At 53.2% G+C, this 21,146-nt stretch carries 16 protein-coding genes; all 16 read left to right on the forward strand.

All coding sequences use genetic code 11. The features are described from left to right. Positions 1-27: 27 nt before the first annotated feature. The 16 genes from ACI48J_RS09835 to ACI48J_RS09910 all read left to right on the forward strand — a co-directional run bounded on the left by ACI48J_RS09835 (position 28) and on the right by ACI48J_RS09910 (position 21,145). Positions 28-1,173: a 1-deoxy-D-xylulose-5-phosphate reductoisomerase gene (locus ACI48J_RS09835; protein ID WP_405082612.1), complete on the forward strand. Its 1,146-nt coding sequence runs from the start codon at positions 28-30 to the stop codon at positions 1,171-1,173. A gap of 198 nt (positions 1,174-1,371) precedes the next feature. Continuing rightward, positions 1,372-2,622: an RIP metalloprotease RseP gene (gene rseP, locus ACI48J_RS09840; RefSeq protein ID WP_326055853.1), complete on the forward strand. Its 1,251-nt coding sequence runs from the start codon at positions 1,372-1,374 to the stop codon at positions 2,620-2,622. 109 nt (positions 2,623-2,731) lie between these two features. Continuing rightward, positions 2,732-4,180 carry a proline--tRNA ligase gene (proS, locus tag ACI48J_RS09845; protein ID WP_405082613.1) on the forward strand — a complete coding sequence of 483 codons (1,449 nt, stop codon included), beginning with the start codon at positions 2,732-2,734 and terminating at the stop codon, positions 4,178-4,180. 117 nt (positions 4,181-4,297) lie between these two features. Next, on the forward strand, positions 4,298-8,602 hold the full coding sequence (locus ACI48J_RS09850) for a PolC-type DNA polymerase III (protein ID WP_405082614.1): 4,305 nt from the start codon (positions 4,298-4,300) through the stop codon (positions 8,600-8,602). A gap of 203 nt (positions 8,603-8,805) precedes the next feature. After that, positions 8,806-9,264, forward strand: coding sequence for a ribosome maturation factor RimP (gene rimP, locus ACI48J_RS09855; RefSeq protein WP_009672012.1), 459 nt, complete (start codon positions 8,806-8,808; stop codon positions 9,262-9,264). A 48-nt stretch (positions 9,265-9,312) separates the two neighbouring features. Further along, positions 9,313-10,410, forward strand: a complete 1,098-nt coding sequence (gene nusA / locus ACI48J_RS09860) for a transcription termination factor NusA (RefSeq protein WP_009672008.1) — start codon at positions 9,313-9,315, stop codon at positions 10,408-10,410. Positions 10,411-10,436: 26 nt separating this feature from the next. Next, on the forward strand, positions 10,437-10,748 hold the full coding sequence (rnpM, locus tag ACI48J_RS09865; RefSeq protein WP_042233058.1) for an RNase P modulator RnpM: 312 nt from the start codon (positions 10,437-10,439) through the stop codon (positions 10,746-10,748). After that, on the forward strand, positions 10,714-11,040 hold the full coding sequence (locus tag ACI48J_RS09870) for a YlxQ family RNA-binding protein (protein WP_016423451.1): 327 nt from the start codon (positions 10,714-10,716) through the stop codon (positions 11,038-11,040). The genes rnpM and ACI48J_RS09870 overlap by 35 nt, the downstream gene beginning before the upstream one ends. A gap of 13 nt (positions 11,041-11,053) precedes the next feature. Then, complete coding sequence (infB, locus tag ACI48J_RS09875; RefSeq protein WP_405082615.1) at positions 11,054-13,807, forward strand: translation initiation factor IF-2; 2,754 nt, start codon at positions 11,054-11,056, stop codon at positions 13,805-13,807. Between the two features lie 6 nt (positions 13,808-13,813). Beyond that, positions 13,814-14,170, forward strand: coding sequence for a 30S ribosome-binding factor RbfA (gene rbfA, locus ACI48J_RS09880; protein ID WP_009672009.1), 357 nt, complete (start codon positions 13,814-13,816; stop codon positions 14,168-14,170). Further along, positions 14,167-15,180 (forward strand): bifunctional oligoribonuclease/PAP phosphatase NrnA, encoded by a 1,014-nt coding sequence (locus ACI48J_RS09885; RefSeq protein WP_405082616.1) that lies wholly within the window; start codon positions 14,167-14,169, stop codon positions 15,178-15,180. The genes rbfA and ACI48J_RS09885 overlap by 4 nt, the downstream gene beginning before the upstream one ends. Further along, on the forward strand, positions 15,177-16,112 hold the full coding sequence (truB, locus tag ACI48J_RS09890) for a tRNA pseudouridine(55) synthase TruB (RefSeq protein ID WP_405082617.1): 936 nt from the start codon (positions 15,177-15,179) through the stop codon (positions 16,110-16,112). The genes ACI48J_RS09885 and truB overlap by 4 nt, the downstream gene beginning before the upstream one ends. An 86-nt stretch (positions 16,113-16,198) precedes the next feature. Further along, positions 16,199-17,143, forward strand: coding sequence for a bifunctional riboflavin kinase/FAD synthetase (locus ACI48J_RS09895; protein ID WP_016423449.1), 945 nt, complete (start codon positions 16,199-16,201; stop codon positions 17,141-17,143). 153 nt (positions 17,144-17,296) lie between these two features. Next, positions 17,297-17,566 carry a 30S ribosomal protein S15 gene (rpsO, locus tag ACI48J_RS09900; protein WP_009674959.1) on the forward strand — a complete coding sequence of 90 codons (270 nt, stop codon included), beginning with the start codon at positions 17,297-17,299 and terminating at the stop codon, positions 17,564-17,566. A 251-nt stretch (positions 17,567-17,817) separates the two neighbouring features. Then, positions 17,818-19,923, forward strand: coding sequence for a polyribonucleotide nucleotidyltransferase (pnp, locus tag ACI48J_RS09905; protein WP_405082618.1), 2,106 nt, complete (start codon positions 17,818-17,820; stop codon positions 19,921-19,923). A 160-nt stretch (positions 19,924-20,083) separates the two neighbouring features. Further along, a complete protein-coding gene (locus ACI48J_RS09910; RefSeq protein WP_405082619.1) occupies positions 20,084-21,145 on the forward strand; it encodes a polysaccharide deacetylase family protein in 1,062 nt (353 codons plus the stop codon). Position 21,146 lies beyond the last annotated feature (1 nt).

Consider the following 21,146-nt stretch of genomic DNA (forward strand, 5'->3'; position numbering starts at 1 on the left):
GCTCAGGCTCATCCAACGGGGGAGAATATGAATAAACGAATAGCGATACTTGGCTCCACCGGATCGATCGGTACGCAAACGCTTGATGTCATTGCCCATCATCCGGATCAATTTACCGTAGAGGCTCTTGCCGGCGGACGGAACGTGGAGCTTCTGGCCGAGCAAATCCGCCGATTTAAGCCGAAGCTGGCTTCCGTGGCTACCCGGGAACTGGCGGATCGCCTGTCCGCTTTAATACCCGCAGGTACGCGTATTCTGTTCGGTGAAGAGGGTCTCCTGGAGACGGCAGCCGGAACCGATGCGGATTTTGTCGTAACGGCCGTAGTCGGCAACCAGGGTCTGGAACCGACGATCGCCGCGATTGAAGCGGGCAAAACGATCGGCCTTGCGAATAAAGAGCCGCTTGTGAGCGCGGGGCATCTGGTCACGGAAGCCGCGAGACGCAAAGGAGTGCGGCTGCTGCCCATCGACAGCGAACATTCCGCGATTTTCCAGTGTCTGAACGGCGAACGCCGGGAAGAGGTCAGGAAAATTACGATCACGGCTTCCGGCGGTTCTTTCCGGGATCGTACCCGGGGGGAGCTGGAAGGCGTTACGGTCGAGCAGGCGTTGAACCATCCGAACTGGTCCATGGGTGCTAAGATTACGATCGACTCGGCCACGATGGTCAACAAAGGGCTCGAAGTCATGGAAGCCCATTGGCTTTTTGACCTGCCCTACGATCAAATCGGCGTGCTTTTGCATCCGGAAAGCATTATCCACTCTTACGTTGAGTTCAAGGATAGCAGCATCATAGCCCAGCTCGGAAACCCGGACATGCGCGTGCCGATCCAATATGCGCTGTCCTACCCGAATCGGCTGCTTTCACCTGCGAAATCCCTGGATTTGGCGGAAATCGCTACACTGAATTTCCGGCCCATGGATTTCGAACGGTTCCCCTGCCTCCGGATGGCTTACGAAAGCGGCCGGACCGGAGGCACGGCGCCAACCGTGTTCAACGCGGCTAACGAACAAGCCGTTGCAAAGTTTTTGCAGGGAGAGATTCCTTTTCTCCGCATTGAAACCATCATAGAAGAATGCCTGCAAAGACACTCGGTCATGAGCAGTCCGCAGATCGGCGATATTTTGGAAGCCGACCGGTGGGCGCGTGAAACCGCGTCTCTGCTCGGCTGAGCCTTGATGAAGGATAAACCGACCGCTCTGGAAATTTTCCGGACGGCCGGTTTTTTAGTCTATGAGCTCCATGTTCCTGCGTATACTGACATAGGCGATTGCTTGTATTAGTCCGCTCAATAATGGTACATTAGGAACATACGTAAGCATAAACGAGACGGCTTTCAGAGAGAAAGCGCCGGAGGAGGCAGATGCGGGTTGGGAAGCATTGAGACAGGACTGAAAATCGTCCTTATGTTCTTCGTCCTCGTTACGATTCACGAGTGGGGACATTTTTATTTTGCGAAACGGGCCGGAATTTTGGTGCGTGAATTCGCTATCGGGTTCGGACCAAAATTGTTTTCATATAAAAAGGGCGAAACTCGTTACACGTTGAGACTGCTCCCGTTCGGCGGCTATGTCCGCATGGCGGGCGAGGATCCGGAAATCGTACAAATCCAGGACGGACAGACGATAGCCGTAAAGCTAAACAAGGACAATCAGGTCACTAAGCTTTATTTGGACCAGCTTGACCAGCGGGCGAATGTCATTCAAGGTGCCGTGCAGCAGATCGATCTGGAAAAAGACCTTTTTGTAAAGCTTGAAGTGGGAGACGAGCAGGTCCGTTACCCTGTTCAGCCGGATGCCCTCATGGTTACCCGCGGTGTGGAGACACAGATTGCGCCGCTTGACAGGCAGTTTGGCAGCAAGACGGTGGGGCAGCGTTTCCTGTCTATCCTGATGGGGCCGGTTATGAACTTTTTGCTGGCCGCGGTGCTGTTTCTAACCCTCGTTATTATGCAGGGAGTTCCGACGAACGTAAAAGTCGACAAACTGGAGCCGGGCCGTCCGTCCGAGAAAGCGGGACTTATGGCCGGAGACGTCATCGTTTCGGTGAACCAGGAAACGATCGGGGACAACCGCGAAAAGTTTATGAAAGTGGTCGGTTCCTCCCCCAACCAGAAAATGAACTGGGTGATCCAGCGGAACGGCGTAGAGAAGAAAATCGAAATCACTCCGGATGAGAACGGCAAGGTCGGGGTTTATATCACGGGAGACAAGCGCTCGGCTTCCTTCGGTGAAACGTTGAAGGGCACCTACAACTACGTTTCGACCTCGACGGTAGGTATTCTCGATGGGTTCAAGAAACTTGTGCTGGGGCAGTTCAAAATGGACGACCTGGGCGGTCCGGTGCGCATCGTGCAGGTAACCGGCGAATTCGCCAGCCACGGCAGCGAATCGTACATTTACTGGGTCGCGCTGCTCAGCCTGTATTTAGGGCTCTTTAATCTGCTACCGTTTCCCGCGCTGGACGGAAGCAGGCTCGTATTCCTCGCCATCGAAGCGGTTCGCGGCAAGCCGGTCGATCCCAACCGAGAAAGCATGGTTCACTTTATCGGGTTTGCCATGCTCATGCTATTGATGGTCGCCGTGACCTACAACGATATTTTACGTTTAATTAAAAGCTAATCTGTATTATGATAGATAGATGTAACCGTTAGGTGAAACGATGCCTGTCCGCCTGCGCGGGCGAACCTTGCGTTTGCCCCGCCGGACGGACTTCCGTAGGAGGATCCGTATGTCCAAAGATAAACAATTTGTCCGGGAAATCACGCCGCAGGGTGAAGATTTCTCCCAGTGGTACATTGATGTCATCAAAAAAGCCGACCTTATGAGCTATTCCCCGGTTCGCGGGTGCATGGTCTTCAAGCCGGACGGCTACGAGATTTGGGAAAACATCCAGCGTGAGCTGGACAAGCGGTTCAAGGAAACCGGTCACCGCAACGCCTACTTTCCGCTTTTCATCCCGGAGAGCTTTTTCCAGAAAGAGAAGGAGCACGTGGAAGGCTTCAATCCGGAACTTCCCTGGGTGACCGAAGCGGGAGGAGAGAAGCTCGAAGAGCGTCTGGCCATCCGTCCGACTTCCGAGACGATGATCGGCCATATGTACGCGGAATGGATCAATTCTTACCGTGATCTGCCGCTCCTTATCAATCAGTGGGCGAACGTCGTCCGCTGGGAGAAACGTACCCTGCCGTTCCTTCGTACGACGGAGTTTTTATGGCAGGAAGGGCATACCGCTCACGAAGACGAGGAAGATGCTCGCCGCGAAACGATGCAGATGCTGGAGATTTACAGAGACTTCGCCGAGAATTTCCTTGCCATGCCGGTCATTATCGGCCAGAAAACACCTTCCGAGAAGTTTGCCGGAGCGGTGGATACCTTCTCGATCGAAGCCATGATGAAAGACGGCAAAGCGGTACAAGCGGGTACCTCGCATTACCTCGGCACCAACTTTGCGGTAGCTTTCGATATCAAATATTTGAACCGGGAAAATCAGCACCAGTTCGTGCACACCACCTCCTGGGGAGTAAGCACACGTCTTATCGGCGCGACGATCATGGCCCACGGGGACGACCGCGGACTGGCACTCCCGCCTAAAGTAGCACCTACACAAGTGATCATGATCCCGATTGGTCCTCCTAAAACGAGGGAGCAGGTCGTGGCCCGCACGGACGAGCTGTTTAACGAATTGAAGCAGGCGGGAGTCCGGGTAAGAGTGGACGACCGTGCGGATCTGAGCCCGGGCTGGAAATTCAACGAGTACGAAATGCGCGGCGTTCCTATCCGTGTCGAGCTGGGACCGCGCGATATGGAGAACGGTCAGATCGTTCTCGTTTCCCGGATTACCGGAGAGAAGAAAATCGTCCAGCAGGTCAACTTCGTTCAGGAAGTTCAGCAGCTTTTGGAAGAGATACACCAGGAGATGTTCAACCGTGCGAAGCAGCACCTCGAAGAGCATTTGATCGCGGTAGACACGCTGGATGAGTTCAAACAATACTTGGAAACGAACCGCGGGTTTGCGCTTGCAGGCTGGTGCGGTTCGGAAGCTTGTGAAGCCCAGGTCAAAGAAGAGGCGGGAGCAACGAGCCGTAACATTCCGTTTTCGCCGCGGGAATCGAAAGAAACCTGTCTGGTTTGCGGAGATAAAGCTAAGCACACCGTCGTTTTCGGTAAATCTTATTAAGCACGATTACAATGAAGGGCAAACGAGATTACTTTCTCTCTTTGTCCTTTTCTTTTTCCGGCCGGGCGAGAGTAAGGTGGCCATCGGAGCAAACCGGAAGCTTGGGGGAGGGAAGACATGAGTCAGACACCGGATAAAAGGCAGCGGTTCGAGCTTCTGATGAAGCAGGCGGACATACCGCACGAGATGTCAACGGTTCATTTTGCGGACGGGTATATCGACAAAGTAGAAATCAGTCGGAAAAACCGGGAGTGGACCTTCCACCTTGTAAAGCAGGAGTTGGTTCCGCAGGACGTATACCGGTCTTTCTGCCGGAACGTTCAAGAAAAGTTCGCTCATATCGCCAAGACGCGATTTGTCATACACATGGAGAATGCCGAGCCGGGCAGGCTCGTGGAAGAATATTGGAGCCTTTTTCTGGAGTGGGTCCAGCGCGAAGCCGTTACGGTAAACGGGTGGCTGAGCAAAGCCAAAACCGAAGTGCAGGGAAATCAGCTTACTTTGATTTTGCTGGATCAGATCGGTTTCGAACTCGCGAAGAAAAAGAACATGGATAATTGGGTGAAATCCTTCTTCCAGGATTATTTTAAAACCGAGTTTACCGTGAAGTATGCGCTCAGCGAGAAAAGCACCGAGGAATTCGAACGGTTTGCCCAGCAGATCGTCGAAGAGGAGAAGCTTGTTACACAGGAGATTATGCAGTCCATCGAACAGGAGCTGCAGGCTTCGGCAATCCCGGATGCGGATGTCCGGCTGATGATCGGCTACGATATCAAAGATGCGCCCGTGCCGATTCAGGATATTGTGGAAGAGGAGAAGAAGGTCACCATTCAAGGGGCCGTCTTCAATCTGGAAGTGAAAGAACTGCGGAACGGCAGCACCCTTTATTCGTTTAACGTCACCGACTACACCGATTCCATTATGCTGAAATCGTTCGGGAAGACGAAGGAAGACGTGCGCATTCTCAATCTGCTCTCCAACGGCTGCTGGATACGTGCACGCGGACGCGTGGAATACGATCGTTTCATGATGGTGCCCGAGCTTGTCATGATCCCGTCGGATATCAACGAAGTACTGCCGCCCAAGGGAAGAACGGATGACGCCGAAGAGAAACGCGTCGAATTCCATCTTCATACGACGATGAGTACGATGGACGGAATCACTCCGGTGGACCAGTACATCAAGACGGCTGCAAAATGGGGCCACAAAGCGATCGCCATCACGGATCACAGCGGGGTGCAAAGCTACCCGGATGCGAACAAGGCGGGCAAGAAAAACGGCATCAAGGTGATTTACGGCGTTGAAGCGAATGTGGTGAACGATTCCGTTCCGATCGTCTTAAACCCGATTGATGCGGATTTGAAGCAGGCCACTTACGTCGTTTTTGATATCGAGACTACGGGACTGTCCGTTCTGAACAATAAAATTATCGAGATCGCCGGCGTGAAGGTACAGGAAGGCAAAGAAATCGACCGCTATTCTACATTTATCCAGCCGCATGAAAAAATTCCTTATCACATCCAGCAGCTCACCAATATCACCGACGAGATGGTAAAAGACGCGCCGGAGCTCGCGGACGAGCTTCCCAAGTTTATCGATTTTATCGGCGATTCCGTCCTTGTCGCTCACAACGCGCGGTTTGATATCGGCTTTATCCAAGCCAACTTGAAAAGGCTGGGCCACCCGCAGATGACGAATGCGGTTCTCGATACGCTGGAAATGGCCAGGCTGCTTTTCCCTTCCATGAAAAACCACAGGCTGAACACCTTGTCGGACAAATTTAAAGTAAGTCTGGAAAACCATCACAGGGCGATTGACGATACGATTGCGCTGGGACATGTTCTTCAGCATTTGATTAACGAGGCCTACGACCGGAATATCACGAATCTTGGACGTATGAATGATTTTGTCGGGAAAGACTTGTCCAACCAGCGTCCGTTCCACTGCTGCATTTATGCGACGAATGCGGTCGGAAAGAAAAATCTGTTCAAACTGATTTCCATTTCCCATACGGAATACTTCAACAAAGTGGCGACGATTCCGAAAAGCAGGCTCATCGAGCTTAGGGAAGGGCTGCTTATTGCTTCGGGCTGCGAGAAAGGCGAGTTTTTCGAGACAGTTCTGAACAAATCGCAGGAAGAGGCCGAGCAGGTTGCCGAGTTTTACGATGTGCTGGAAATCCAGCCCGTCAGCTACAACATGCATCTGGTGGATAAAGGGCTGGTCGGCAGCCGCGCGGATCTGGAAGACGCCGTGAAGCGGATTGTCGCCATCGGTGCCAAACAGGGCAAACCCGTTATTGCGACGGGGAACGTCCATTACCTGGAGCCCCGTGATAAAATCGCGCGCGATATTACGATCAATGGCATCACCGGCTTTAGTCCCCTCAAAGACATGAAGAAGCCGGACGCTCATTTCCGCACGACGCGCGAGATGCTGGAAGAATTCCGTTTCCTCGGTCAGGAAAAGGCCCACGAAGTCGTGGTGCGCAATACAAACGATCTGGCCGACCGCTTTGAAGAAATCGAGCTGTTTCCGACCAAGCTGTTCACGCCGATCATCGAAGGAGCGGACGACGAAATCCGCAACAAATGCTATGAAACGGCCCGTCAGATTTACGGGGATGAAGTTCCTGAAATCGTCGTGCAGCGGCTTGAAAAAGAACTGGTGCCGATCATCAAATACGGATTCTCGGCCAACTATCTCATTTCGGAACGGCTCGTTAAAAAATCGAACGAAGACGGCTATCTCGTCGGTTCCCGGGGATCGGTCGGCTCCTCCGTTGTCGCCACATTCCTGGGCATTTCGGAAGTTAATCCTCTTCCGCCGCATTATATTTGCCGCTCATGCAAATTCAGCGAATGGTTTACGGACGGCAGTATTCCGAGCGGGTTCGACCTGCCGGATAAGACCTGCCCGACCTGCGGCGACAAGCTTAAAGGCGAGGGCCAGGACATTCCGTTCGAAACGTTCCTCGGATTTAAAGGGGACAAGGTTCCCGATATCGACTTGAACTTTTCCGGGGAATACCAGCCTGTCGCTCATAACTACACCAAGGTTCTTTTCGGCGAAAAAAGCGTGTTCCGCGCAGGCACCATCGGTACCATTGCGGATAAGACAGCCTACGGTTATGTCAAAAAGTATGAGGAAAGCCAGGGCAAAAAATGGCGGAACGCCGAGATTGTAAGGCTGGCCTCCGGCTGTACCGGCGTTAAGCGAAGCACCGGACAGCATCCCGGCGGTATTGTCGTCGTGCCGGATTATATGGAAGTGGACGATATCACTCCCGTTCAATTTCCGGCCGACGATAAGAATTCCGAGTGGAAAACGACGCATTTCGACTATCACGCGTTTGACGCCAACCTGCTCAAGCTCGATATACTGGGGCACGACGATCCGACCATGATGCGTATGCTTCAGGATTTGACCGGCATTGATCCGACGACGATTCCGATGAACGACCCTAAAGTTATGAGCATTTTCCATTCGACGGATGCGCTCGGAGTTCCGCCGGAAAAAATCCGGACGCCTGTGGCCACCTATGGAGTTCCCGAGATGGGAACGAAGTTTGTCCGCCAGATGCTTCAGGAAACTCATCCGAGCAGCTTTGCCGATCTGCTGCAAATTTCCGGTCTTTCACATGGAACCGGCGTATGGCTGGGCAACGCGCAGGAACTGATCAAGAAAGGCATTTGCAACATTAAGACCGTAATCGGCTGCCGGGACGATATTATGCTCTATCTTATTTATAAAGCCGGCATGGATGCGGGCCTGGCCTTCAAAATCACGGAGAGCGTACGTAAAGGGAAGGGCCTTACCGATGAGTGGAAGGAAGACATGAAGAAGCACAATGTGCCTGCCTGGTACATTGAATCCTGCGAGCGGATCGAATATATGTTCCCGAAAGCACACGCTGCCGCTTACGTTATTTCCGCGGTGCGTACGGCTTACTTCAAGGTTTACCACCCGATCGCGTACTATGCGACCTACTTTACGGTCCGTGCGGAGGACTTTGATCTGGAGCTGCTCTGCCAGGGCTACGATGCGATCATGAAAAAGCTGATCGAAATCGAGGATAAAGGGTTCCAGGCTCTTCCGAAGGAAAAAGCGATGATTTCCATTCTCGAGATGGCGCTGGAAATGACCGCACGCGGGTTCAGCTTCAAGCCTATCGACTTATACCGCTCCGACGCCACGAAGTTTATTATTGACGGGGATTCGCTTATTCCGCCGTTCTCGGCCGTACCGGGAATCGGGGAGAATGCGGCCCGCAACATTGCCGCTTCCAAGGAAAGCGGGGACTTTCTTTCGATCGAAGATTTCCAAAACCGTTCGAAGGCTTCGAAGACGGTCGTCGAACTGTTGAACGGCATGGGCTGCTTCCGGGGACTGCCGGAATCCAATCAGCTGTCCTTGTTTTAGCGGGCCCGAAGCGTAGGGGTGACAAGGTGAGTAACTTTTTCTTACTATTGTCAACCTTTAGACGGTTATGGTATAATTTTTCTTGGCAATAATGAGGATATCGACTGTGAACCGGAGAGTGGGGAAACCCACTCTTTACATTTTGCTAAGACTTTTTGGCAGGTTCACCGGGAAGGTCATACAGGAGGGTAGAGAGAAAACATATGAATTCACCAATTAAATCCGTCGTGGAAGATATGCTGCTGGATTATTTCAACGAGCAAGGCTTTGAGCTTGTCGACATCGAATACGTCAAGGAAGGAAGCAACTGGTTTCTCCGTGTATTCGTAGACAAAGAAGGCGGCATCGATATCGACGATTGCGGCCGCATCAGCGAATTCTTAAGCTCGAAACTTGATGAGAACGATCCGATTCCGACGGCTTATTTCCTGGAAGTCTCTTCACCGGGTGCCGAGAGGCCGCTAAAAAAACCGGAAGACATTAAGAAGGCTGTTGGCAAACATGTATTTGTGACTACATACGAGCCAATTGACAATAGCAAGGAATTCGAAGGTGAGCTTCTATCGTTTGACGACGAGGAGCTTGTTGTGCAAACCCCGAAGAAACGCAGCGCCATTCCATACAGCAAAGTGGCCAGCGCGAGGCTTGCCATCGTATTCTGACGCGGTTAACCGCGTCTGCGAACCATTGAAAGGGGGAACTCGGTTCAAATGAACATGGATTTTATCGAAGCGTTGGCTGAAATCGAAAGAGAGAAAGGCATTTCCAAGGATCTGCTGATTGATGCGATTGAAGCCGCGATGATTTCCAGCTATAAACGCAACTTTAACACAGCGCAGAACGTGCGCGTGGATATTAATCGGCAAACCGGCACCATCCGCGTCTACGCACGCAAAACCGTCGTGGAGGATGTGCTGGACCCGAGGCTGGAAATCACGCTGCATGCTGCGCGGGAAATCAACCAGAATTATACGATGGACGATATTGTAGAGATTGAGGTTACACCGCGAGACTTCGGACGCATTGCGGCTCAGACCGCCAAGCAGGTTGTGACGCAGCGTATCCGCGAAGCCGAGCGTGGACTTATTTACAATGCTTTTATCGAGAAAGAAGAAGATATCGTTACGGGTATCGTACAGCGCCAAGATCAGCGCCACTATTATATCGATCTTGGCAAGGTGGAAGCGGTTCTTCCTCTCACCGAGGTCATGCCCAACGAGAAATTCAAGCAGGGCGAGCGTGTTAAAGCGTATATTACCAAAGTGGAAAACACGACAAAAGGTCCTCAGATCATTTTGTCCCGTACACATCCGGGGCTTCTCAAGCGCCTTTTCGAGCTGGAAGTTCCAGAGATATACGAAGGCGTCGTAGAAATCAAGTCCGTTGCCAGGGAAGCCGGATTCCGTTCCAAGATCGCCGTGCACTCCCGCAATACCGAAGTGGACCCTGTCGGTTCCTGCGTAGGTCCCAAAGGACTGCGTGTCCAGACGATCGTCGGCGAACTCCGCGGCGAGAAGATCGACATCGTGCGCTGGATGGAGAGCGTGGAAGAGTACGTCGCTAACGCGCTCAGCCCTTCGAAGGTATTGGAAGTCAACGTGTTCGAGAACGAGAAGATGGCCCGCGTCATCGTTCCGGATTATCAGCTTTCGCTGGCAATCGGGATCAAGGGTCAGAACGCGCGTTTGGCCGCCAAGCTTACCGGCTGGAAAATCGACATCAAGAGTGAGGCGCAGGCGGAGCAGGAATACGGCCGTCCGAGATCGCAGATCGAGGAAATGCATCAAGATTCCGTCAGCTTTGACTGACGCCGGCGGGGCGAGGTGAGGATGACGTGAAACAGCGGAAAATACCTTTGCGCAAATGTGTGGCCTGCCAGGAAATGATGCCGAAGAAAGAATTGATTCGGGTCGTTCGTACCCCCGAAGGGGAGATCCAAATTGATCTGAAAGGCAAAAAATCGGGCAGAGGCGCTTATTTGTGCGGCAAGGTGGCTTGCTTCAGGCTTGCCAAAAAATCCAAAGCGCTGGACCGTGCGTTGAAGCAACCGGTGGGCGCTCCCATTTACGATCAGCTTGAACAGGATTTTATCCAGGTGGAAGAAGAATTCCATGCGGGCAAAGATGGGATGGACGATGACGAATAAAAATTATTTTTCAAACTTAGGTCTCGCCATGAGAGCCGGCAAGCTTGTCACCGGAGAAGAGAGCGTGCTGAAGGCTATCCGCTCCGGTGATGCGAAGCTGGTCATTATGGCGGAAGATGCGGCTGACAATACAAGCAAGAAGTTTCAGGACAAATGCCGTTCATACGACGTACCTTTGCTGGTCCTGGGCAACCGTGAGGAACTCGGTTCCAGCATAGGGAAGGAAGCTCGAGTCACGATTGCCGTCGTTGACGACGGCTTCGCCAGGATGCTGAAAAAGTATCGGGTATAACCTCCGGAGGTGAATGGGTTTGACAAATAAACAAGATCCTAAGGATAAACTTCGGGTTTATGAATATGCCAAATCTTTGAATATGAGCAGCAAGGAAATTATAACGATCCTGAAGCGTTTGAATATCCCCGTGAACAACCACATGAGCGTTATGGAAAACAATGCAGTCAGCAGCGTAGAAAAGTTTTTCCGTGACATTAAAGCGAATGCGGCTGCCAAACGGGCAGGATCAGATGGAGGTAACGTGAGTCCAAATTCAAATCAACCCAAACAAGACAAACAGTCCAACCCTAAAGCAGAGGTAAGCGCTAAGCAGCCTGTGCAACAAGCGGGGTCCGAGCAAGCGAAGAAAGAGGAGCGTCCGGCTGCGGAAGCACGTCCGCAAGGCTCCCAGGATAACCGTGCACCGCGTCCGAGCGGTGACGGAAGAACGGGCGCGCCGCGCGGCGACCGTCCGCAAGGCCAAGGCGCACCGCGCAGCGGCGGCCAAGGCGGCGGAGCACGTCCGCAAGGCGGCCAGGGCGGATACAACCGCGGCCCGCAGAGCGGCGGCGGTCAAGGCCGTCCGCAGGGCGGTCAGCGTCCGCAGGGACAAGGCGGCGCTCCACGGAGCGGCGGTCAAGGCGGCGGCGGAGCACGTCCGCAAGGCGGCCAGGGCGGCGGTTTCAACCGCGGACCTCAAGGCGGCAGCGGCGGCGGCCAGCGTCCTCAGGGCGGCGGCGGTCAAGGCGGCCAGAACCGTGGCGGATCGGCCGGTGCCGGCGCAAGACCGGGCCAAGCGCCTCGCAGAACGGACGGACGTCCGGCTGCGGGTACGGATGCAGGCCGCAGCGGCCAGCGTACGGGCGACAACAGACAGGGTAACCGCGACGACCGCAGCAAGTCCAGCCGTTACGACGACGGACGCGGCGGACGCGGCGGCGCAGGCAACCGTGGCGGCAACAACCGCGGCGGGCGCAATAACGGGCGCGGACGCGGTCAAGAGCCGATGGTTAAGAAAGAAAAGATCGACAACACACCGAAGAAAATTATTGTGCGCGGCGCAATGACGGTCGGTGAACTTGCGAAACTTCTCCACAAGGACGTTTCCGAAGTCATCAAGAAGCTCCTGTTCCTCGGCGTGATGGCTACCATCAACCAGGAACTCGATCTCGATACGATTCAGCTCGTAGCCGGGGAGTATAACGTCGAAGTGGATCTGAAAATCCGTATCGAAGACGACCGTTTCGAGCTGGAAGAAGAAGTCGACGATGCGGCGGATCTGAAAGAACGTCCTCCGGTCGTTACTATTATGGGTCACGTTGACCACGGTAAAACAACCCTTCTTGACGCAATCCGTCATACAAGCGTGACGGAAGGCGAAGCGGGCGGCATTACCCAGCATATCGGGGCTTACCAGGTTGAAGCGAACGGCAAGAAAATTACGTTCCTCGATACCCCTGGCCATGAAGCCTTCACGACTATGCGTGCGCGCGGCGCTCAGGTGACCGACATCACGATTATCGTCGTAGCGGCGGATGACGGCGTTATGCCGCAAACCGTCGAGGCGATTGCCCATGCGAAAGCGGCAGGCGTGCCGATTATCGTGGCGGTCAACAAAATCGATAAGCCGGAAGCCAATGTGGAAAAAATCAAACAAGCTCTTACCGAGTATGAACTCGTACCGGAAGAATGGGGCGGTGACACGATCTTCTGCGAAGTTTCGGCTAAACAGCGGATCGGCCTGGAAAACCTGCTCGAAATGATTCTTCTCGTGGCTGAGGTTCAGGAATATAAAGCAAATCCGGATAAGCGCGCCAGAGGTACGGTAATCGAAGCGGAGCTGGATAAAGGACGCGGTCCTGTAGCCCGCATTCTCGTGCAGCACGGTACGCTCAAAGTCGGCGACAGTTTTGTTGCAGGCGTATGTTTCGGCCGTGTCCGCGCAATGGTAAATGATAAAGGCAAACGTCTTAAAGAAGCGGGTCCTTCGACTCCGGTTGAAATCACCGGCCTCACGGAGGTTCCGCAAGCGGGAGATCCGCTGCTTGCCTTCGAAGACGAGCGCAAAGCGCGCGATATTGCCGATAAGCGTGCTATCACGCTCCGCCAGTCCGAGCTTACGGCGAATTCCCGCGTTACGCTGGATGATCTGTATAAGCACATCAAAGACGGTGAAATTAAAGACCTGAACGTCATTATCAAAGCGGACGTTCAAGGCTCTCTCGAAGCGCTGCGCGGTTCCCTCGAGAAAATCGAAGTGGAAGGCGTACGCGTGAAGATGATTCACACGGGCGTAGGCGCCATCACCGAGTCCGACATCATTCTGGCATCGGCTTCCAATGCCATTATTATCGGCTTCAACGTTCGTCCGGAGCCTGCCGCTCAAGTAACGGCGGATCAGGAGAAAGTAGACATTCGTCTGCACCGGATCATCTACAATGTGATTGAAGAAATTGAACAAGCCATGAAGGGTATGCTCGATCCGATTTTCAAAGAAAACATTATCGGGCATGCGGAAGTCCGCAACACCTTCAAAATTACGGGCGTGGGCACCATTGCGGGTTGTATGGTTACCTCCGGCAAAATCGCGCGTAACGCGGAAGTTCGTCTGCTTCGCAGCAACATCGTAGTCTACGAAGGCAAAGTGGACGCGCTGAAACGCTTCAAAGACGACGCCAAAGAAGTGGCGCAAGGCTACGAGTGCGGTATTTCCCTGGAAAAATACAATGATATTAAAGAAGGGGACATCATCGAAGCCTTCGTCATGGAAACAGTAGAGAGGTGATCAGCTATGGCTAGAGTTCGTGTAGGCAGAGTGGGGGAGCAGGTCAAGAAAGAGATCAGCCAAATTTTGCAGAGCGAAATTAAAGACCCCCGCATCGGATTTCTTACGGTAACCGGGGTTGACGTAACGAATGATCTGTCTCAGGCCAAAGTTTATCTCAGTGTGCTTGGTACGGACGAGCAAAAGGAAGGAACTTTGAAAGCCTTAAGCAGTGCGAGCGGGTATATCCGTTCCGAGCTGGGCAAAAGAATCCGTTTGCGCAAAGTACCCGAGCTTATCTTTAAATTCGACACATCGATTGATTACGGAAGCCGGATCGAAAGTCTGCTTCATGATCTTAACGATGGGAAATCCGCTGAATGACGGCGGGCCAGTTTATAGGCGGCGGCGCCTCCGGCAGCTACTTGGAGCAGTTGGAGGCGGCAAAGCAATTCATGCACGATCATAATGATTTCCTGGTGGTATCCCATGTCCAGCCGGACGGGGATGCCATTTCCTCTACTTTAGCCATTGCTTGGCTGCTTGACCGGATGGGAAAGCGCTATACGCTTGCTAACGAGGGGGACATACCGGAGAAATTCGGCAGGCTTTGGGGGTTTGACGGCATTCGGACTTTGTCCCAACTGCCCGATCACCTGTCCTATGATACGATCATAAGTGTGGATTGCGCCGATTTTTCAAGAATTGGCCGGGTCAGCGAGAAATTCACCCCCGATGCCAAGCTGCTCAATATCGATCATCATGCGACTAACGACCGCTTCGGGGAATGTTCCGTCATACAGGCTTCCGCCGCGGCAACCGTTGAAATTATTTATGATTTATCCAAGCACCTTCAAATGGAAGCGGACACCGATTTCGGGACCTGTATTTATACGGGCCTGCTGACCGATACGGGAGGTTTTCGGTATTCCAGCACGACACCCAAAGTGATGAAGACAGCGGCAGACCTTTTGGAATGGGGAGTAAAAGGATCGGAACTCGCCGAAGCTTTTCTGGAGAGAATGACCTTCCAGCAGATTCGTATTCTTCAGCAGGGGCTTGCGACGCTTGATTTTCATAAAAACGGACGGATATCGACGATTGCGGTATCCACCGAAGTGATCGAAGCGACGGGAGCCACCAACGAAGATATGGACGGGCTGGTCAATTACGCCCGCAATGTCGAGGGAGTCGAAGTCGGGCTCTTGTTTAAACAAAGAAATGCATCGGCGGTTAAAGTGAGTCTGCGCTCCGCAGGTGCGGTGGATGTGGCTCAGATCGCACAGTCGTTCGGGGGCGGGGGTCATGTCCGCGCCGCCGGCTGTACGATTAACGGCTCCATTGAGGAAGCCATCCGACGGGTTGTAGAGGAAGTAGGGAATAAACTGCCATGACGATAGAAGGAATACTTCCAATCCTCAAGCCAAAGGGAATGACTTCCCACGATGTGGTAGCGAAAGCGCGCCGTTTTCTTGGGATTAAGCGGATCGGTCATACCGGTACGCTTGATCCTGAGGTTACCGGCGTGTTGCCGCTTTGTATCGGCCGTGCAACCCGCATGGTCGAATACATCCAGGAGCTGCCGAAACAGTATGAGGCAGCCATGGTTTTTGGATTGGCCACAGACACGGAAGATCTGAGCGGGAACGTGCTGGAAGAAGTTCCGATCGTTCAGCTTGCGGAGGACAAGGTCCGTTCCGTCATCCAGTCGTTCGTCGGAGAGATCAGCCAGGTTCCCCCGATGTATTCCGCCGTAAAGGTCGACGGAAAACGGCTTTACGAACTGGCGAGAGCGGGCGTGGAAGTCGAGCGTAAAGCCCGCAACGTAACCATTTACGAGATCGAGCTGCTCGAACTGGACCTGAACCGGGATCACCCGGAAGTCCGTTTCCGCGTACTCTGCTCGAAGGGCACCTATATCCGTACCTTGTGTGTGGATATAGGAAGAGCCTTGGGCGTTCCGGCGGCGATGAAAGAGCTGGTCCGCTCTTCCACCGGACGGATCGGACTGGAGCAATGCGTGGCACTGGAAGACCTCCCTCGTTTGCGCGAGGAGGGTCTTCTGGATACAAAAATTATTCAGGCGGACCAGGCTGTCGATTATTTGCCTTCTCTCGTGCTGAATGAGCAGCTGTCCGTTTTTGCCCTGCAGGGACGCAAAGTCCGTCTCCATGAGACGCCGGCTCTGCACGGCAGCCACGACAGCGAAACCGGAGTAGAGCAGACGGGAATTATCCGTGTCTATGATCCTCATAAACGGTTTATCGGTCTCTTCTCTTGGAATGAGACCGAAGGACATCTTGCTCCGGTCAAAGTTTTTAATTAGGATGTAAGTAAGCCGGCCCTCGGCCGGAATCTTCTAACCCCTGGCGGTATAAAGCGGTTCAAGGAATAGTAGGTGAACTCGTACCCATGCAAACCATTCATTTGTCTTATCCCATCGAAAATGCGGAGCTTCTTCCGCTGGCCGGTAAAAAGGTCATCGCCATCGGCGATTTCGACGGTGTGCATCTCGGACACCGTGAAGTTATCCAGCGCGCTGTCGAGAATGCCCGCGAGCTGGGAGTACCGGCCGCGATCATGACGTTCGATCCGCATCCGCGGGAGCTGCTCGGCCAGGAGAAGTATGCGCGGCTTCTGACGCCGACCTCCTACAAGATGGAGCTCTTCGAGAAGCTTGGCGTAGACTGCACGTACGTGCTCAAGTTTGATACGGCGCTGATGCAGGCCTCTCCGCAGCAATTTGTCGATCGTGTCCTCGAGGCGCTTGGCGTTGAAACCGTCGTAGTCGGATTCGACTTTACGTTCGGCTACAAAGGCCGGGGAACGCCCGATACGCTCTGCGAGCTGGGACATGGCCGTTTTGCGGTGGAGGTGATCCGCCCGTACCGGATGAACGGCGCCAAGGTCAGCTCCACGGCAATTAGAGAGGCGTTATTGACCGGCCATCCGCCGGCCGCTTCCGAACTGCTCGGCAGAGGTTACGGAATCCGCGGTGTGGTCGTATCGGGCGATAAGCGCGGACGTCAGCTCGGATTTCCTACGGCGAATCTGCAGATGTCCGAGAACTTTCTCGTGCCCGCTTCCGGCGTTTACGCCGTCCGTGCGTTTGTGGGAGGAAGCTGGTACCGGGCTGTTATGAACATCGGAACGAAGCCGACCTTCCACAGCGGTGAAGTCATGTCGCTCGAAGTGCATCTGCTTGACTTCGACCAGGACATTTACGGCAGCACCGTGTTTGTCGAATTTGTCGATTATTTGCGCCCCGAGCGCAAGTTTAACGGCATCGATGAGCTGATCACCCAGCTCAAAAGAGATGTAGCGACGGCTGAAGCGAAGTTTGCGCAGATTCTGTAGGCGTTGGCATTTACTTCTGTCCATCATGTATGCTATACTGATTTACGTTGCTTCGGCTTTGCCGTAAGCTTCAATTACGAACCTTGGCGCGGAGCCGCGCTTCACCGACGCACTCTGGGCCATAGGCGATTATATGAATAGGAGGTGATTGGGATGGCATTAACTCAAGAGCGTAAACAGGAACTGATTCAAACGCACAAAACGCATGAAAGCGATACGGGATCTCCCGAAGTGCAAATTGCTATCCTGACGGAAAACATCGTAAACCTTACGAGCCATTTCCGTACACACAAGAAAGACCATCATTCCCGTCGCGGACTTCTTAAAATGGTTGGTCAACGCCGCAAGCTGTTGGCATACCTTAAGAACAAAGACGTTAAACGCTACAGTGCTTTGATTGAAAAGCTCGGTCTGCGTAGATAAAATCCGCATTCAGAAAGCAACCCTGCTGTTCTCTGTGGTGGGCTCCGAGCCGAGCTTCCGCAGCGGCTCCGGGTTGCTTTTTGTGTATTTTAAATCGTTGCAAAGAAGGAAATACTGTACATACGCAGAATTATTAGGTGATGCGGGAGGCACGAGTTCCCGCAAATCCTGCCGTTTTTACCGAATCGGAACCATTTTGCGCGGTATAGTTCGATTCCCGCGTGTTTTGAGATAAAATTAGGAGGTTTAGTATGGAAAAACGTGTGCAAATGGACTTGGCCGGACGTCCGCTTATCCTTGAAACCGGTCGTTTAGCCAAGCAAGCCAACGGCGCGGTACTTGCCCGCTATGGCGATACAGTTGTGCTCTGCACCGTGACCGCTTCCAGCGAGCCGAAAGATCTTGATTTCTTCCCGCTGACGGTCAACTATGAAGAGCGCTTATATGCGGCAGGCAAAATTCCGGGCGGATTTATCAAAAGAGAAGGACGTCCGAGCGAGAAAGCGATTCTCTCCAGCCGTCTGACTGACCGTCCGATCCGTCCTCTGTTCCCGGAAGGATTCCGTAACGACGTACAGATCGTCGCGGTAGTCATGAGCGTGGATCAGGAATGTCCGCCGGAAATTACGGCTATGATCGGTGTTTCCGCGGCTCTTTCGATCTCCGACGTGCCGTTCAGCGGTCCGGTGGGCGGCGTCATTGTAGGCCGCATCGACGGTAACTTCGTCGTGAACCCGACGCCGGCGCAGGAAGACAAGAGCGACGTACATCTGGTTGTGGCAGGTACCAAGGATGCCATTATGATGGTAGAAGCAGGCGCCGCCGAAGTTCCGGAAGACGTTATGCTGGAAGCGATTATGTTCGGGCATGACGAGATCAAGAAAGTGATCGCCCTTCAAGAGCAGCTCGTTGCCGAAGCCGGCGTTCCTAAAATGGAAGTGAAGCTTCATACGGTGGCAGGCGATATCAACGCAGCCGTGCGCGAGTTTGCCGAGGCCCGTCTCGTTGAAGCGATTAAGGTACAAGAGAAGCATGCGCGCCAAGAAGCCATCGACGCGGTCAACGCGGATGCCGTTGCGCATTTTACGGCGCTCTATGAGGAAACGCCGGAGAAGCTGAAAGACGTCAAGGAAGTGCTTCACGATATCGTGAAAGACGAAGTCCGCCGCCTCATCACGCATGACAAGGTAAGACCGGATGGACGCGCACTGGATGAAATCCGTCCGATCGACGTGGACATTAATCTGCTGCCTCGCACGCACGGTTCCGGACTGTTTACACGCGGACAAACGCAAGCGTTAAGCGTATGTACGCTCGGGGCGCTCGGCGACGTTCAGATCCTCGACGGTTTGGATCTCGAAGAAACCAAACGCTTTATGCACCACTACAATTTCCCGCCGTTCAGCGTAGGGGAAGCAAGACCGCTTCGTCCGCCGGGTCGCCGCGAAATCGGACATGGCGCTCTCGGAGAACGCGCGCTTTCGTACGTGATTCCGAGCGAAGCCGAGTTCCCGTATACGATCCGTCTCGTTTCGGAAGTTCTGGAATCCAACGGTTCGAGCTCCCAGGCAAGCATTTGCGCTTCCACGCTGGCTATGATGGATGCGGGTGTTCCGATCAAAGCTCCGGTTGCGGGTATCGCCATGGGTCTTATTAAAGAGGGAGAGCATTTCTCCATTCTGACGGATATTCAAGGGATGGAAGATCATCTCGGGGATATGGACTTTAAAGTGGCAGGTACATCCAAAGGGGTTACCGCTCTTCAAATGGACATCAAGATTGACGGAATCAATCGCGACATTTTGAAGCAGGCCCTGGATCAGGCTAAGGCAGGCCGTACGTTCATCATGAACAAAATGCTCGAGCGCATCTCGGAACCTAAGAAAGAACTTTCCGCATACGCACCTAAAATTGTCGTGATGCAGATCAACCCGGATAAGATCCGTGACGTGATCGGAGCAGGCGGCAAGATCATCAACAAAATTATTGAAGAAACCGGCGTTAAGATTGACATCGAGCAGGACGGCAAAGTCTTTATCGCTTCGTCCAATGCGGAGATGAACGAACGTGCCAAGCAGATTATCGAAGGTATCGTACGCGACGTCGTTGTCGGCGAAACTTACCTCGGTACGGTAAAACGCGTGGAGAAGTTCGGAGCTTTCGTAGAAGTGCTGCCGGGTAAAGAAGGACTCGTCCACATTTCCCAGCTGTCTACCGAACGGGTTGCCAAAGTGGAGGATGTCGTTAAAGTCGGCGATACGATTACCGTTAAAGTCACGGAAATCGACAATCAAGGACGCGTTAACCTGTCCCGCAAAGCAACGCTCGTGAACAACGAAGTTTCCACTCAATCCTAATAACCGAATCGCAACAAAACATACAAAGAGCCAGATCATTCTGTCTCTTTTTTGCATGTTTAAACCGAATTTTTACGTGCGCGGCCGTATCGTCCAAGTCATAACCCTGTCCGGCTTTGCATAAACTCTGACATAATCTTTACGGAGGAGTCGGAATCTCATGCAAAAAAAGAAGCTGGCGCTGCTTGGCGGTATAACGGCCGGGTGTATATGGATACTGCTGCAAAGCGAAAGTGTACATACCTTTGTGGGAGAGATCCGGCAAGGAAAGCAGCCTTCCATCCAAACACAGACGAAGCTTTCCAATAATGCGGAAGGACCTGAGAATAACGGCAAGACCGCACAGCAGGCAGAGGACGCTTTGCTCGCAAGGATTAGGGAAGAAGCGAAAGGTTTGTACATCGCCCCGATCAATGCGAAAGTGGACAGAGTATGGAAAGCGGTGCCGGGTTATAACGGGTTGGAAGTCGACATCGACAAGACCTACGAGGCGGCCAAAAAGAATGGGGCGGGAGACAAACTGCCTTTCGTTATGAAGCAAGTTTCGCCTCAAGTCAACTTGAACGACCTTCCGCCGGAGCCTATTTACAAAGGCAACCCCAAAAAACCGATGGTTTCCTTCATGATCAATGTGGCCTGGGGGGAGGAGTTCCTTCCGTCAATGCTGGAGACGCTCCGCAAAGAAAATGTGAGAGCCACATTCTTTTTCGATGGAAGCTGGCTTAAGAAGCATGTGGACATTGCCAAAGAAATTCAGAAACAGGGACACGAATTGTCCAATCACGCGTATTCCCACAAAAATATGAGCACGCTCAGCCGCTCCAAAGCGTATGAGGAAATTGTGAAAACCGAGGAGCTGCTGAAAAAGGAACTTGGTGTCACCAATGTTCTTTTTGCTCCCCCCTCGGGAGACTTTGATGCCGAAACGGTGAAAATAGCCGCGGAGCTTAAGCTAAAGACCGTTATGTGGACGCTCGACACGGTTGACTGGAAAAACCCCGGCGCCCCCGCGATTCTTGCCAAAGTCCGCAAAAATATAGAGCCGGGCTCGCTCATCCTGATGCATCCGACCCAGTCTTCCAGCAGCGCGCTGCCCGAAATGATTTCAATTATCAAAAGCAGGGGGCTGCAGCTGGGATCGGTAAGCGAAACGCTGTCTCCGCAGCGGATATCGGCCCCTGCTCCGGGAGCGGGCCAAGCGGGTGACGAGCGGTCAGGTTGAG

Source organism: Paenibacillus chitinolyticus, from assembly GCF_045038035.1.
Lineage (GTDB): Bacteria > Bacillota > Bacilli > Paenibacillales > NBRC-103111 > Paenibacillus_F > Paenibacillus_F chitinolyticus_A.